Origin of the sequence: Gordonia metallireducens (genome assembly GCF_021245825.1) — a bacterium.
GTDB lineage: Bacteria > Actinomycetota > Actinomycetes > Mycobacteriales > Mycobacteriaceae > Gordonia > Gordonia namibiensis.
The window spans coordinates 25,605-39,453 of record NZ_JAJQJP010000016.1; the positions used below are offsets into that span (position 1 = coordinate 25,605).

Genomic DNA, 13,849 nt, shown 5'->3' on the forward strand with positions numbered 1-13,849 from the left:
CACGTCCTAGTCTTGTGACATGACGAACGAGGGTACGACGACCGCACCGACCGACTTCGATCACCTTCGCGGGGGCACACACATGGGCGACCTGATGGTCGCCGCGCTCAAGCGGCACGCCGATCGCACCGTGCTGTCCCTGGGTGACACGGAGATGACGGGCGGTGAGATGGCCGCCGCGATCAGCCGCTACATCCAGGCCTTCGAGGGTCTGGGCGCGGGCACCGGCACCGCGGTCGGCCTGCTGGCGCTGAACCGCCCCGAGGTGCTCTTCGTGATCGGAGCCGGTCAGACGCAGGGATGGCGACGCACCGCGCTCCACCCGCTCGGCTCGCTCGACGACCACGCCTACGTCCTCGCCGACGCCGGCGTCTCGACCCTCATCATCGATCCCGTGCCGATGTTCGTCGAACGTGCGGCCGCCCTACTCGAACGAGTCCCCGGCCTGAAGCAGGTGCTGACCCTCGGTCCGGTGCCCGAGCAGTTGTCGGCGCAGGCCCGTGACGTCATCGCCGAGGCGGAGAACTTCGAACCGAAGCCGCTTGTCGCCGCGCACCTGTCGCCCGACCACGTCGTCTCGATCACCTACACCGGTGGCACCACCGGAAAACCGAAGGGCGTCATCGGAACCGCACGTGCGATGGCGACGATGACCCAGATCCAGCTCGCCGAGTGGGAGTGGCCGGAACACCCGCGCTTCCTGCTCTGCACGCCGCTGTCGCACGCGGGTGCGGCCTTTTTCATCCCGACCCTCATGAAGGGCGGGTCGATGGTGGTGCTGTCGAAGTTCGATCCCGCCGAGGTCCTCAAGACCATCGAGGAGCAGAAGATCACGGCGACGATGCTCGTGCCGTCGATGCTGTATGCGCTGATGGATCACCCGGATTCGCGGACGCGCGACCTGTCGTCGCTGGAAACGGTGTATTACGGTGCGTCGCCGATCAATCCGGTGCGTCTCGCCGAGGCGATCGAACGGTTCGGTCCGATCTTCGCCCAGTACTACGGACAGTCCGAGGCGCCGATGGTGATCAGCTACCTCGCCAAGGACGATCACCCGGGACCGGGGGAGGACCAGCGTCGCCTGAGCAGCTGCGGCCGGCCGTCGGCGTTCCTGCGCACGGCACTGCTCGGACCCGACGACAAGCCGGTGCCGCAGGGCGAACCGGGTGAGATCTGTGTCGCCGGACCACTTCTCGCGGGCGGTTACCTCGGCCTCCCGGAGCAGACGGCCGAGACTTTCCGCGACGGTTGGCTGCGTACCGGCGACGTCGCGCGTGAGGACGAGGACGGCTTCTGGTTCATCGTCGACCGCACCAAGGACATGATCGTCACCGGTGGCTTCAACGTCTTCCCCCGCGAGGTCGAGGACGTCGTGGCCGAGCATCCGGCCGTCGGCCAGGTCGGCGTCATCGGTGTGCCCGACGAGAAGTGGGGTGAGGCGGTCACCGCGATCGTCGTGCTGCGTGCCGACGCGGACGCCGACGACGCTGCGAAGGAACGCATCACCGCCGAGATCCAGCAGACTGTCAAGGATCGTAAGGGTGCGGTGCAGTCGCCGAAGCGGGTCATCTTCGCCGACTCGTTGCCGCTGACCGCACTGGGCAAGCCGGATAAGAAGGCGCTGCGGTCGCAGTACTGGGCCGACTCCGAGCGCGGGGTCGGCTGAGCTCCAGTCGTCGCTGAAACCGCCGCTGATAACCGCCCCTGAGAAGCGCCCCCGAGAACCGCCCTCAGCAGCCGGGCCGTCGACATAGTGTCGTCGGACCGCCTGTGGAGGGTCGATCTCAGGGGCGTTTTCCAGTGTCGGACAAGAGTGCTCGCGCTCGATCGGACAGCGCCTTCCGAACCCACTCCGGTTCTTCGACGACGATGTCGTGGTCGAACATCGTTGTCCACAACGCGCGAACGGCATGTCGGTGGTCGGCGAACCGGAGTTCGACTCGCTGACGGGTTCCGTTGGCGTCCAACGTTTTCGATGACGCTGCGATCGACCGCACCTGTTCGGCGTCATCGGCGGCGCATTCGATCACGACATCGACCGGGTCGAACGAGGACCGGAACGCAGCACGACGACGCTCCCAGATCTCGTTCAGATCCACGTTCTCGTCGCGCACCGCCGGCTCGTCGAGGACCTCGACCCCGCTCATCCGGGACAACCGGTACATCCGTTCGTCTGTCCGGTCGCGCGGCCCGACGCCGTGTGCGACGAGGTACCACGTGTCGCCTGCGATGACGAGTCCGACCGGATCGAGGACCCGCTCGCGTGCCTCGACGGCGCCCCGCGGGCGGTAGCGGGTGCGGATCCGTCTGCCCGCGAAGACCGCGAACTGTACCGGGTCGAGGGCGTCGAGATCCTCCGGCGCATGGACGAACCCCTCCGGGCGGACCAGAACCCGTAGCGCGGCTCGCACTGCGGTACCCCGGTAGGTCTCGGGCAGGGCCGCGGTGACCTTGCGCATCGCGCTGGCGAAGGCGGGGGAGTCGAGCCGGCCCGTTCCGGCGAGGAGCGAGGTGGCCTCTTCGACGGTCAGTCCCGTGAGGTCGGTGCGATAGCCAGGTACGAGCGAGAAGCCGCCGTGCCGGCCACGTTCGGCGTACACCGGAACTCCGGACAGCGAGAGTGCCTCGATGTCGCGCAGCACGGTCCGCTCCGACACCTCGAGTTCGGCGGCGATCGTCGACGCGGTCACCCGATCGTGCTTCTTGAGCAGCATGAGGACTGCGATGAGGCGTTCAGCGCGCATGCCGGAAATCTTCTCGCAAAAACATGACAGAAGGTGTCAGGTTTCCCGGTTTGACTGGACTCGTCAGTCACCGAGAGAGGAAAGACCATGAACGCACCGACCACCCCGCCGGATCCCCGCCCGGCCTTCGCAGCCGCCACCACCTGGGTCACCGGGCTGCTCTCCGCGGTGACCGCCGAGCAGCTGGCCGCGCCGACGCCGTGCGACGAGTTTGACGTCCGCACGCTGGGGGCTCATCTGCTTGCCACGGCACAGCGAGCGGCCGCGCTACCCGAGGGGGTCGACGTACGCACCATGCCGTTCATCGCCGACCATTTCGACGCGGAGGAATACGCAACGGTCGCGGCGCGGGCGATCGATCTCTGGTCCGACGACGCCGTGCTCGCCCGGATGGTGCAGGTGCCGTGGGGTGAGGTGCCCGGCGCCGGCGCACTGTGGGGCTACGTCAACGAAGCTCTCGTGCACGGATGGGACCTCGCGGTCGCAACGGGGCAGCCGTCGGAAGCGGTACCCGAAGCCGCCACCGCGACCCTCGCCATCGTCCGTCGGTTCATCCGCGCCGAGATCCGCCAGGACCCGAACGTGCCCTTCGGTGGCGTTGTCGAACCCCGCGCCGGCGCGGGACCCGTCGAGACCCTGGCGAACTGGTCCGGGCGCGAGTCGGCGAACTGGGTTCCAGCCGCCACCACTCGGTGATCGCGGCGCACCTCCTTGCTCCCTGAGATGCGAGCGCAGCGCCGCCCACTGCTCCCTGAGCGCGAGCGATGGACGCCCACTGCTCCCTGAGGTGCGAGCGAAGCGAGCCACGAAGGGTCGGCGACCATTCTCACCGAGGCCTTCGTGGCTCGTCGCTTTCGCTCCTCGCGCCTCAGGCAGCGGGAGTGGTGTCGCTTTCGCTCCTCGCGCCTCAGGAAGCGGGGCGCGGCTCGCAGATGACGACCGGGATCGTGCGGTCTGTCCAGGCGACGTAGGTGTCGAAGTCTGCGTAGACCTCGACCAGTTCCGGCCACACCTCGGCGCGTTCTGTCTCGTTCGCGGTGCGCGCGACGAGGTTGAACGTCTCCTTGCCGAGCTGGACGGTGACGTCGGGGTTGTCGCGCAGATTGAGGTACCAGGCGGGGTGTTTCGCCGAGCCGCCCTGCGACGCGACGACGACGAACTGGTCGCCGCGACGGAGGTAGACCAGCGGCACCGTCCGGGGTTCACCCGATTTGCGTCCGATGGTGGTTAGCAGGAGCACCGGCGCGGGCTTCTTCAGACCCGCGCCGACGCGCCAGGTGCCACCGATACGGCCGCCCGTCGCCTTGTACAGGCGCGTGTTGATCCGCGAGCCGACCTTGATGAGGGTGCCGACGATCGGCGAATCGAGTTGTGCGGGCTTCTTGTCCGGGTCGAGGAGAGGCATCTCAGATGCGCTCGAGGATGGTGCCGGTGGCCATCGCGCCGCCCGCGCACATCGTGATGAGAGCGGTCTGACCGTCGCGACGCTCCAGCTCGTGCAGTGCGGTCGTGATGAGGCGGGAACCGGTGCTGCCCACGGGATGTCCGAGGGCGATGGCGCCGCCGTTGACGTTGACGCGATCCATGTCGGCGTTGTGGACCTGGGCCCAGCTGAGCACGACCGAGGCGAAGGCCTCGTTGATCTCGACGATGTCGATGTCGGACAACGACATCCCCGACTTCGCCAGCACGCGCTCGGTCGCCTGGACCGGGCCGTCGAGGTGGAAGTGGGGTTCGGAGCCGACCAGGGCCTGCGCCTTGATGCGGGCGCGCGGGGTCAGCCCGAGGGCGCGGGCCTTGGCCTCGTCCATGATCAGCACGGCGGCGGCGCCGTCGGAGATCTGCGACGACGTGCCGGCGGTGTGGATGCCGCCCTCGAGGACGGGCTTGAGGGCCGCGAGGGATTCGAGGGTGGTCTCACGCAGGCCCTGGTCGCGACTGACGTCGATGATGTTGCCGGTGAGCTCGCCTTCCTTGGTCCGCTCGGGTGCCTTGAACGAGAGGATCTCGCGGTCGAACCGGCCCTCGTCCCAGGCCTGGCGGGCGAGGCGCTGGCTGCGCTCACCGAGTCCGTCGACGTCGGCGCGGGTGATCCCGCGGCGCTTCGCGATGCGCTCGGCCGCCTCGAACTGGTTCGGCAGGTCCACGTTCCACGAGTCCGCGTGGTACGGGCCGGCGCTGGTGCCGACGTTCGCGCCGAGCGGCACGGTGGTCATCGTCTCCACGCCGCAGGCGATGCCGACCTCGATGGCGTCCGAGGCGATGAGCCCGGCGATGAGGTGGTTGGCCTGCTGGGCCGATCCGCACTGGGCGTCGATCGTCGTGGCACCGGTGTGCTCGGGGAGTCCGGCGGACAGCCATGCCTTCCGGGAGACGTTGCCCGCCTGCGAGCCGGCCTGCGTGACGCAGCCACCGATGACCTGCTCAACGAGAGCCGGGTCGATACCGGCCTTCTCGATGAGTCCGCGCTGCGTGATGCCCAGCAACTCCTCTGCATGGAGGCCTGACAACCACCCGGCGCGCTTGCCGATCGGCGTGCGTACTGCTTCCACGATGACCGGAACGCCCATCTCCACTCCTTCGTTCACCCGGCGGAACCAGTCCGTCGTTTGCGGGTAGACGGCGCTTCGACGGAGGTGTCGAGGCCGTGCATTCAAGCTAGAACATGTTCTATCTTTGCGTCCATGGGCAGTCCTCGAAGCCTGTTCGCGGCCGCGTCTGGCCACGGTCCGACGCCTGTCTGCCGCCCACTGGAACGTAGCGGATGTTACTTGTTCCGCGGACCAAGTCCGCAGGTGGGGCCGCCTGTAGCTGCCGAAAACTAGAACAAGTTCTCATCGGGGGCTGTCGCGTGTGTCACAATGTGGTCTAATGAGATTGAAACAGGTTCTAAATCTCCAGCGAGGTGGTGTGACGTGACCCAGGCCCAGAGTGCCCCGATCGGCAGTGAGCCGACAACGGCGGATTCTGCGCGCACGAGCCCTTCCGACGTCGTCGCGAAGTGCTCGTTCATGGAGCAGGAGGGTTGGGACTTCACCAACCCTGATCTGCTCGAGCAGGGAATCCCTGTGGAGGAGTTCGCGCAGCTCCGCAAGACCGCGCCGGTCTGGTGGAACGCCCAGGCGCCCGGCAAGGGTGGTGGTTTCCACGACGGCGGGTACTGGGTGATCTCCAAGCACGCCCACATCCGCGAGATCTCCAAGAACAACGATGACTGGGAGACCAACGCGAACGGCGTGATCATGCGCTTCGAGGACGACATGACCTCGGAGCAGATCGAGATCACCAAGGCGCTGCTGATCAACCACGATCCGCCGGAGCACACCCGTCTGCGCAAGCTGGTCTCCAAGCTGTTCACCCCTCGTGCGGTGCATTCGCTCGAGGAGAAGCTCGACGACGCCGCACGCGAGATCGTCTCGCGTGCAGCGCAGAAGGGCTCCGGCGACTTCGTCAAGGACGTCGCCGTCGACCTTCCGCTGCTGGCCATCGCCGACCTCCTCGGTGTCCCTCAGGAGGATCGCGAGAAGCTGTTCGACTGGTCGAACTCGATGATGAACGCCGACGATCCGGACTATACGACGGATCCGCAGCAGGCCAACGCCGAGATCCTCGGCTACGGCTACCAGATGGCCGAGGAGAAGCGTCGCAACCCGGGTGACGACATCGTCACCAAACTGGTCAACGCCGACATCGACGGCCAGTCGCTCGACGAGACCGAGTTCGGCTTCTTCTTCATCCTGCTGACCGTCGCGGGCAACGAGACCACGCGTAACGCCATCAGCCACGGCATGAACGCCTTCCTCGATCACCCCGATCAGTGGGAGCTGTTCAAGAAGGAGCGGCCGGCGACCGCGGTCGACGAGATCGTCCGCTGGGCCACCCCGGTCAACGCCTTCCAGCGAACCGCCAAGCGCGACACGCAGATCGGCGACGTCGACATCAAGAAGGGCGAGCGCGTCGGCCTGTTCTACGGATCGGCCAACTACGACGAAGAGGTGTTCGAGGATCCGTTCTCGTTCAACATCCTCCGCGACCCCAACCCGCACGTCGGTTTCGGTGGCAACGGTGCGCACTTCTGCGTCGGCGCCAACCTCGCGCGCATGGAGATCAACCTGATGTTCAACGCGCTGGCCGACCTCGTCCCCGACATCACCAAACTCGACGCACCGCGTCGTCTCCGCCACGGGTGGATCAATGGTGTCAAGGAACTCCGCGTCGACTACGGGACGAAGTGACCGCAGCTGAAGAGGCGCCCGCCTACCTGAACATTGACCGCGAGAGTCATCCCGCGGTCGTGGCGGGGCGTCGTTCCAGAGAGTTCGTGGAGTCCCGCGACAAGCAGGCGTGGATCGACAACTTCGCGCCGGACGCCATCGTCCAGGATCCGGTGGGCCCCTCGATGTTCGACCCGGAGGGTGTCGGATTCCGGGGGTACGACCGCATCTCGGAGTTCTGGGACAAGTCGATCGCGGCGACCGAGAGCATCGAGTTCCGCTTCGACGAGGAGATCATCTGCGGGAACGAGGTCGCCTACATCGGCAGCATCGTCACCCACATCGCAGGTCACGTCTCCGAGGCGCGCGGCGTGTTCACCTATCACGCCGACTCGGAGGGCCGACTCTCGGCGCTCCGGGCCTACTGGGAGGTCGAGAAGACGATCAACTCGGTGCGCAAGGCCTGACCTCGCACAACGATCCGCCGCGGGCGGGACCGGTGACAATGTCACCTGTCCCGCCCGCGGTTCTTTCGTCCGGTCCGCCGTTACGGCCGGCGGGGAAAGGCGGAAGATGAGTCGAGGGAACGTCGACACGAAAGGTGCGAGAACTCGGAGTCCGGCGCAATCGACCAGTTCGACGCGGTGTACCGCGAACACGTTGCGGGGGTCTGGCGCTACGTGCGTACCCGCGTGCCCGGAGACGCCGACGCCGACGACGTGACCGCGGAGGTGTTCGCCAAGGCGATCCGTTCACAACGTGGCTTCGACGAACGGCGCGGCACGATCGGCGCATGGCTCATCGGGATCGCCCGGCACGTCGTGGCGGACTGGTGGGCGGGCAACGCTCGAGAGGTGCCCGTGGCCGAGGTGGATGTCGACACCGACCGTCCCGGGGCCGCGGCGGAGGATCCGGAGACGGCGGTGCTGCGCGCCGCAGAGGCCGATGACGTCCGCAGCAGGCTGTGGGTGCTCACCGCCCGGGAGCGTGAGGCGGTCACGTTGCGATTCGCCACCGAGCTGACCTCCGAGGAGATCGGCGCGGCGATGGGGATCTCGGCGACCGCCGCCCGGATGCTCGTCTACCGGGGCGTGGCAAAGCTGAGGGAGGTGATGCAGCAGTGACGCCGCAGGATCCGTATGAGGAGGCGGCCTTCGATCCGGTCGAGGTCGCGGCTGCTGAGCGTCTCGACGACGAGATCGCCGCCGTTCTGTCCGGTTCGGCCCGGCCGGGACCGGTAAACTCCGCGCTGGTCGCGCTGGTCGCGCTGGCCGACGCGTTCCGGCGCGAGCCGTCCGCGTCGACATATGCCGCCGTGGAGCGACGGGTGGCCGAGGCGAGGCCGCGGCGGAGTCGACGGCAGTGGTTGCCGGCCCAGGTGGCCGCCGCCGTGCTCGGCGTCGTGCTGGCCGTCCACGGGGTCGTCAACATGGTTGCCGGTGAGTGGATCTCGACATCGCTCGGAGAGCCGCACAATCAACACGCGATGATCGACGGGGGTCTTGCGTTCATCGCCATCGGCGCCGCGATCGCGGTGGCGTCGACGCGGCGCCGATGGTTGCCGGTGGCGGTCATCGTCGGGGTGCCGCTCGGACTGATCATGGGTGGTCGCGGCGTGCACGAGATCGGGGTGTTCGCGTGGGGCGCCGTGGCGCACGGGGCGGCGGGGCTGGCGGCGATCGTTCTGTTGCTCGCATTCTCGGTCGCGTGGCGTTACAGCCGCAGGCGAGGACGGGAAGAACCGGTATGAGATCACTGCATCGAATCCGGAACCACATGCGTGCGTTCGGGCAAGCGAAACGTCATCGCACCGACCTCGTCCGGCAACTCGGGCGCCGGCCCCTGCTCGCCGGGGCGACCGTCGGGGTGGAGAGCGCACTGTTGCTGTCCAACAAGGTGGACCCGAAACTCAAGGAGCTCGCCGAACTCAAGGCCGCCGGGATGGTGAGCTGCGAGTTCTGCCTCGACATCGGGTCGGCGCTGGCCGTGAGTTCCGGTGTCACCGAACAGCAGATGCGCGACCTGCCGCGCTATCAGACGTCGTCGGCCTACAACGAGGTCGAGAAACTCGTTATCGCCTACGCGGAGGCGATGACCATGACCCCGGCGGTGGGGGACGACCTGGCGGACCTGCGTCGACGCCTCGGTGAACACCTCACGGAGGCGCAGATCGTCGAACTCGCGATGACCGTCGCCTGGGAGAATCAGCGGGCACGACTGAACCAGTCGCTGGGCGTCCGCCCGACCGGGATGTCCGACGGCGCGGCCTGCGCTCTGCCCGAACGGGTTTCGTAGCATTCATGCGCATATGGTGCGCATGAATGCTACGAAACGCCGGTCAGTGGAGCGGCTTGTCGGCTCCGACGAGCCACATCGAGAAGTACTGTGAGCCACCGCCGTAGGCATGGCCCAGGGCCTTGCGGGCTCCGTCGACCTGATGGTCCCCGGCTTTGCCCATGACCTGGATCGCGGCCTCGGCGAAGCGGATCATGCCCGACGCGCCGATCGGGTTCGACGACAGCACGCCGCCCGAGGCGTTGAGCGGGATGCGGCCACCGATCTCGGTGTCTCCCGACTCGGTCAGCTTCCAGCCCTGACCCTCGGCGGCGAACCCGAGGTTCTCCAGCCACATCGGTTCGAACCACGAGAACGGCACGTAGATCTCGGCGACGTCGATCTCGTCGAGCGGATTGCTGATGCCACCCGCCTTCCACAGGGCGGCTGCGGCGTCGCGGCCGGCCTGCGGGCTCACCACGTTGCGGTGTGCGAAGGACAGCGGCTCGGTGCGCATCGCGGTGGCGTGGATCCAGGCCACCGGGTTGCCGGCGGCGACCGCATCGTCGGCGACCTGTTCGTCACCGATGACGACCGCGCACGCACCGTCCGACGACGGGCACGTCTCGTCGTAACGGATGGGGTCCCAGAGCATCTGTGAGCTCATGACCTTCTCGACGCTCTGATCCGGCTGGTGCAGGTGCGCCAGGGGATTGAGTGCACCGTTGCGGCGATCCTTCGCCGCGACCATGGCGCCGATATGCTCGGGCGCACCCGACTGGCGGATGTAGGAGCGCACGTGCGGGGCGAAGAAGCCGCCCGCGCCGGCGCCGACCGGCTTGGTGAACGGCACCGGGATCGACAGCGCCCACATCGCATTGGACTCGGACTGCTTCTCCCAGGCGACGGCGAGCACGCGCTTGTGGACGCCGGCGAAGACCAGGGACGCGGCGACGTTCGCGGTCGAGCCACCGACCGAGCCGGCGGTGTGCACGCGGATCAGCCGCTTGCCCACCGCGCCGATCGCCTCGGCCATCGCGAGCTCGGGCATCATCGAACCCTCGAAGAGGTCGGGTGCCTTGCCGATGACGATCGCGTCGATGTCGTCGAGTGAGACCTTGGAGTCGATCAGTGCCGCATCGATGGCCTCGCGGACCATCCCGGCCATCGTGACGTCGGAACGCTTGGCGACATAACGGGTCTGGCCGGTACCGAGGACCGCCGCACGGTTCTTGTGTCCCATCAGTTCCCGCCTCCGGAGTTGTTCTGGGCGCTCAGGGTGACCACCATGTTCTGCTGCAGCAGCGGACCGCTCGTCGCATGGGCGACGGCGGTTCCCGCGTTGCCGCTGAGGATTTCGTGCGCTGCGTAGCCGATGCGCTGCAGGCCGGCCGAGAACAGCGAGTTGCCGGCGAGTGCGCCGCCGGACGGGTTGATCCGCACCGAATCGGGGAGACCCAGGGCATTGCGCACGATGATCTCCTGGTGGGAGTACGGCGCGTGGATCTCGGCGACGTCGACGGCACGGTTCGCGTCGCCGAACGCGGTGTCGCCGGCGAGCTTCGTCGACGGCGAGACGGTGAGGTCCCGGGAACCGAAGTTCGGCGTGTCGATGCGATGGTCCCAACCGGTCACGAACGCCGGATTGGCCACCAGCTCACGGGCTTTGCGCTCGCTCGCGATGATGACGGCCGCAGCCGCGTCGGTGTAGGGCGCGATGTCGTGGCGGCGCAGCGGATTTGCGACGTAGTCACCCGCCAGGAGATCGTCGACCGATCCGCCGGAGGTGCGGGCGCCGATGGCGGCCATGTCGGCCTCGGTCCAGGTTCCGGCGTCGATGCCGGCGCGTGCCTGCAGCGCGGCCAGTGACCGGGCATCGGGGTGCAGGGGCGCGACCGTGTAGGGGTCGGTCTGCAGGGCGAGGGTCTGGTCGGTGTTGCCCGCGGACGGCTTGCCGAAGCCGTAGGCGAGAGCCAGGTCGACCTCGCCGGTGGCGATCTTCACCCAGGCCTCGTACAGCGCCCAGGCGCCGTCCATCTCGACGTGGGATTCGTTGATCGGCGGCATCGCACCGATCGAGTCGATGGCGGAGATGAACGAGAAGGCGCGGCCGGCAAGGTAATCCGACGACCCGCTGCACCAGAACTCGATATCGGTCCGGTTGATGCCCAGCTCGGCGTAGAGCTTGTCGAAGCAGGGGATGAGCATCTCGACACCGTTGGTGGTGCCGTGGGTTCCCTCCACGTTGGGGCTGTGGGCGAACCCGATGATCGCGATGGGTGGCAGTGTCATCAGAGGTGGTCCTTGTAGGTCTCGTACTCGGCGTCGGGTTCACCGGTGGGGGCGAAGTGGCTGATGTTGCCGATCGAGTGCTCCCACTTGTCCTCGGGTAGCCAGACGGCCTTGACGCGCATACCCATTCGGACGTCGGCGGCCTCGCAGTCGAGGATGAGGTGCAGGAAGGGGATGTCGGCGCCGTCGAGGAGCACGTAGGCCGCGACGTACGGCGGTTTGATCCGCTGGCCCTGGAACGGCACGTTGACGATGCAGAACGTCGTCACGATGCCGGTGTGCGCGAGTTCGACGCGTTCGACGGCCGGCGACCCGTCGGCGGGACTCACCCCGCGGGGCGGGAAGTAGACGCGGCCCTCGTCGACGCCCGAACCGATTCGGGTACCGATGAGCTTGCCCGCCTTCAGGCCCTCGAGGTAGACCGACTCCTCCTCGTTGGCGGAGTGGGTGATCTCGGTGGTGATGGGAGTCGGGATGACGACGAGTCCGGTGTCGGCGCCCTTCGGTGCCTCCGCGGTGTTCTCCGGTGCGGCGTCGGTGCTCTCACCCGGCGCGAAGTACGCGATGTCGTCGATGCGGCCGATCCGTGCCGCGGAGAACACCGCGTGCACACGCTGGCCGGTCGAGATGTCCGACGGCGAATCGACCGAAACCGCATGCAGCAGTGCGGTGTCCGCGCCGTCGAGTTCGATCAGGGCCCAGGCGAACGGCTTGTCGAGCGGCTGTCCGGGCACCGAGTCGTCGTGCCAGGTCCAGCTCGTGACGGTGCCGACTGTCGAGACCTCCACGATCTCCGTCGACTGCTGTCCGGTGACCGGGTCGAATTCGACCGGCGGCACAGACACTTTGCCGTCACTGCCCTTCGACCCCACGATCCGGCCGTCGCGCAGTGCGAGCGCGAACTGGCTCAGCACCGGGCCCAGCGACCGGGTGTAGTCGAAGGAGTTGATCAGGGGAGCGGTCAGGATCGGGGACTTCGGCTCGGGCACCGTGGCAACGGGACTGGCGATGGGGTTGCCGGCGGCGGGAGACGTTACGCTCATGCTCACAACTTGAGTAGAACACGTTCTAGTATTGGACACAAGATGCATGTCAGGCCGTGAGATCCGCACGGTCCGGCGAGAGGGGAGTGCGAGTGAAGCTCGGTCTGCAACTCGGTTATTGGGGTGCCGAGCCGATCCCGAACGCGCCGGAGTTGATCGCGGTCGCGGAGGAATGCGGGTTCGACGCGGTGTTCACCGCGGAGTCGTGGGGATCGGACGCGTACACGCCGCTGGCATGGTGGGGCGCGGCGACGTCGCGCATCCGACTCGGGACGGCGGTGGCCCAGTTGTCGGCACGTCCGCCGACATCGCTGGCCATGCACGCGCTGACCCTGGACCACCTGTCGAACGGCAGGCACATAGTCGGCCTCGGTGTCTCCGGGCCTCAGGTGGTGGAGGGGTGGTACGGCGAACCGTTCGGAAAACCGTTGGCGCGCACCCGCGAATACGTCCAGGTGGTCCGCGACGTGCTCGCCCGCGCCGGCAAGGTCACCAACGACGGGCCGCACTATCCGCTGCCGTACCCCGCCGACGCGCCCGGCGCCACCGGACTCGGCAAGCCACTCAAGCCGATCACCCATCCACTCCGCGCCGACCTCCCGATCTGGCTCGGCGCCGAAGGTCCGAAGAATGTCGCGCAGACCGCCGAGATCGCCGACGGCTGGCTCGCCATCTTCTTCAGCCTCGGACTCGCCGACCAGTACAACTCCTGGCTCGACGAGGGTTTCGCCCGTCCGGGCGCCCGACGCAGTCGTGAGGACTTCGAGGTCGCCGCCACCGTGCAGGTCGTCATCACCGACGACGTGGCGTCGGCGATCGAACGGTACCGGCCGTCGACGGCGCTGTACGTCGGCGGAATGGGCGCCAAGGAGAAGAACTTTCACGCCGAGCTCTACAAGCGGATGGGTTACGGCGACGCGGTCGACGAGATCGTCAGCCTGTTCCTCAGCGGCAAGAAGGCCGAGGCGATGGCCGCCGTTCCCGACGAGATGGTCCGCGAGACGATGCTCGTCGGCACTGCCGACGAGGTCCGTGCACAGATCAAGGAGTGGGAGGCCGCAGGCGTCACCATGCTGATGGTCACCGCCCGCGACACCGACACGATCCGGCAGCTCGCGACGCTGGTGTAGCACTCGCTGCTCTCTGGCCGCCTTCGCACCCCGAGGTGCGAGCGATGGTCCGCTTCGCTCCCTGAGGTGAGGGCGGTGGGTTTCCTTTGCTCCCTGAGGTGAGGTGGTGGGTTTTCTTCGACCCTGAGGTGCGGGCGGTGGCCCCCTTCGCT

Annotated in this window: 14 protein-coding genes; 8 read left to right on the plus strand and 6 right to left on the minus strand. The window is 67.5% G+C overall.

All coding sequences use genetic code 11. The annotated features are described in order from the left end of the window. Window positions 1–19: 19 nt before the first annotated feature. Window positions 20–1,666, plus strand: coding sequence for a fatty-acid--CoA ligase FadD8 (fadD8, locus tag LQD00_RS04575; protein ID WP_040535727.1), 1,647 nt, complete (start codon window positions 20–22; stop codon window positions 1,664–1,666). Window positions 1,667–1,784: 118 nt separating this feature from the next. On the opposite strand, the gene LQD00_RS04580 is transcribed toward fadD8, so the two are convergent. Next, window positions 1,785–2,744 (minus strand): helix-turn-helix transcriptional regulator, encoded by a 960-nt coding sequence (locus LQD00_RS04580; RefSeq protein ID WP_232715870.1) that lies wholly within the window; start codon window positions 2,742–2,744, stop codon window positions 1,785–1,787. Window positions 2,745–2,831: 87 nt separating this feature from the next. Here LQD00_RS04580 and LQD00_RS04585 point away from each other — a divergent pair, with 87 nt between their 5' ends. Beyond that, entirely contained in the window at window positions 2,832–3,440 is a 609-nt protein-coding gene (locus tag LQD00_RS04585; protein WP_232715871.1) for a TIGR03086 family metal-binding protein, read from the plus strand. Between the two features lie 211 nt (window positions 3,441–3,651). On the opposite strand, the gene LQD00_RS04590 is transcribed toward LQD00_RS04585, so the two are convergent. Further along, entirely contained in the window at window positions 3,652–4,149 is a 498-nt protein-coding gene (locus LQD00_RS04590; protein WP_232715872.1) for a nitroreductase family deazaflavin-dependent oxidoreductase, read from the minus strand. A gap of 1 nt (window position 4,150) precedes the next feature. Beyond that, window positions 4,151–5,314: a steroid 3-ketoacyl-CoA thiolase gene (locus LQD00_RS04595; protein ID WP_232715873.1), complete on the minus strand. Its 1,164-nt coding sequence runs from the start codon at window positions 5,312–5,314 to the stop codon at window positions 4,151–4,153. A gap of 345 nt (window positions 5,315–5,659) precedes the next feature. Between LQD00_RS04595 and LQD00_RS04600 the strand changes: the two genes are divergently transcribed. The 5 genes from LQD00_RS04600 to LQD00_RS04620 all read left to right on the plus strand — a co-directional run bounded on the left by LQD00_RS04600 (window position 5,660) and on the right by LQD00_RS04620 (window position 9,253). Next, window positions 5,660–6,979: a cytochrome P450 gene (locus LQD00_RS04600; RefSeq protein WP_308195921.1), complete on the plus strand. Its 1,320-nt coding sequence runs from the start codon at window positions 5,660–5,662 to the stop codon at window positions 6,977–6,979. Beyond that, a complete protein-coding gene (locus LQD00_RS04605) occupies window positions 6,976–7,425 on the plus strand; it encodes a nuclear transport factor 2 family protein (protein WP_232715874.1) in 450 nt (149 codons plus the stop codon). Before LQD00_RS04600 ends, LQD00_RS04605 begins: the two co-directional genes overlap by 4 nt. Window positions 7,426–7,602: 177 nt before the next feature. Then, the gene (locus LQD00_RS04610; protein WP_308195922.1) at window positions 7,603–8,082 is read left to right on the plus strand and encodes an RNA polymerase sigma factor; all 480 of its coding nucleotides are present in this window, start codon (window positions 7,603–7,605) and stop codon (window positions 8,080–8,082) included. Next, the gene (locus LQD00_RS04615; protein WP_232715876.1) at window positions 8,079–8,708 is read left to right on the plus strand and encodes a hypothetical protein; all 630 of its coding nucleotides are present in this window, start codon (window positions 8,079–8,081) and stop codon (window positions 8,706–8,708) included. The genes LQD00_RS04610 and LQD00_RS04615 overlap by 4 nt, the downstream gene beginning before the upstream one ends. Then, complete coding sequence (locus LQD00_RS04620) at window positions 8,705–9,253, plus strand: carboxymuconolactone decarboxylase family protein (RefSeq protein ID WP_232715877.1); 549 nt, start codon at window positions 8,705–8,707, stop codon at window positions 9,251–9,253. Before LQD00_RS04615 ends, LQD00_RS04620 begins: the two co-directional genes overlap by 4 nt. A 43-nt stretch (window positions 9,254–9,296) precedes the next feature. Here LQD00_RS04620 and LQD00_RS04625 read toward each other — a convergent pair whose 3' ends face one another. The 3 genes from LQD00_RS04625 to LQD00_RS04635 are packed head-to-tail and all read right to left on the minus strand — an operon-like array spanning window position 9,297 to window position 12,567. Next, window positions 9,297–10,475 (minus strand): thiolase domain-containing protein, encoded by a 1,179-nt coding sequence (locus LQD00_RS04625; RefSeq protein ID WP_006866231.1) that lies wholly within the window; start codon window positions 10,473–10,475, stop codon window positions 9,297–9,299. Further along, window positions 10,475–11,524, minus strand: coding sequence for a thiolase domain-containing protein (locus tag LQD00_RS04630; protein WP_232715878.1), 1,050 nt, complete (start codon window positions 11,522–11,524; stop codon window positions 10,475–10,477). The genes LQD00_RS04625 and LQD00_RS04630 overlap by 1 nt, the downstream gene beginning before the upstream one ends. Beyond that, window positions 11,524–12,567: a Zn-ribbon domain-containing OB-fold protein gene (locus LQD00_RS04635; RefSeq protein ID WP_232715879.1), complete on the minus strand. Its 1,044-nt coding sequence runs from the start codon at window positions 12,565–12,567 to the stop codon at window positions 11,524–11,526. Before LQD00_RS04635 ends, LQD00_RS04630 begins: the two co-directional genes overlap by 1 nt. A 92-nt stretch (window positions 12,568–12,659) precedes the next feature. Here LQD00_RS04635 and LQD00_RS04640 point away from each other — a divergent pair, with 92 nt between their 5' ends. Beyond that, complete coding sequence (locus LQD00_RS04640) at window positions 12,660–13,697, plus strand: LLM class F420-dependent oxidoreductase (protein WP_232715880.1); 1,038 nt, start codon at window positions 12,660–12,662, stop codon at window positions 13,695–13,697. Window positions 13,698–13,849 lie beyond the last annotated feature (152 nt).

What these genes read in the sequence shown, in the direction of transcription:
- fadD8 (WP_040535727.1), top strand. Translation starts at nt 20, where the DNA reads ATGACGAACGAGGGTACGACGACCGCACCGACCGACTTCGATCACCTT.
- LQD00_RS04580 (WP_232715870.1), bottom strand. Translation starts at nt 2,744, where the DNA reads ATGCGCGCTGAACGCCTCATCGCAGTCCTCATGCTGCTCAAGAAGCAC.
- LQD00_RS04585 (WP_232715871.1), top strand. Translation starts at nt 2,832, where the DNA reads ATGAACGCACCGACCACCCCGCCGGATCCCCGCCCGGCCTTCGCAGCC.
- LQD00_RS04590 (WP_232715872.1), bottom strand. Translation starts at nt 4,149, where the DNA reads ATGCCTCTCCTCGACCCGGACAAGAAGCCCGCACAACTCGATTCGCCG.
- LQD00_RS04595 (WP_232715873.1), bottom strand. Translation starts at nt 5,314, where the DNA reads ATGGGCGTTCCGGTCATCGTGGAAGCAGTACGCACGCCGATCGGCAAG.
- LQD00_RS04620 (WP_232715877.1), top strand. Translation starts at nt 8,705, where the DNA reads ATGAGATCACTGCATCGAATCCGGAACCACATGCGTGCGTTCGGGCAA.
- LQD00_RS04625 (WP_006866231.1), bottom strand. Translation starts at nt 10,475, where the DNA reads ATGGGACACAAGAACCGTGCGGCGGTCCTCGGTACCGGCCAGACCCGT.
- LQD00_RS04630 (WP_232715878.1), bottom strand. Translation starts at nt 11,524, where the DNA reads ATGACACTGCCACCCATCGCGATCATCGGGTTCGCCCACAGCCCCAAC.
- LQD00_RS04635 (WP_232715879.1), bottom strand. Translation starts at nt 12,567, where the DNA reads ATGAGCGTAACGTCTCCCGCCGCCGGCAACCCCATCGCCAGTCCCGTT.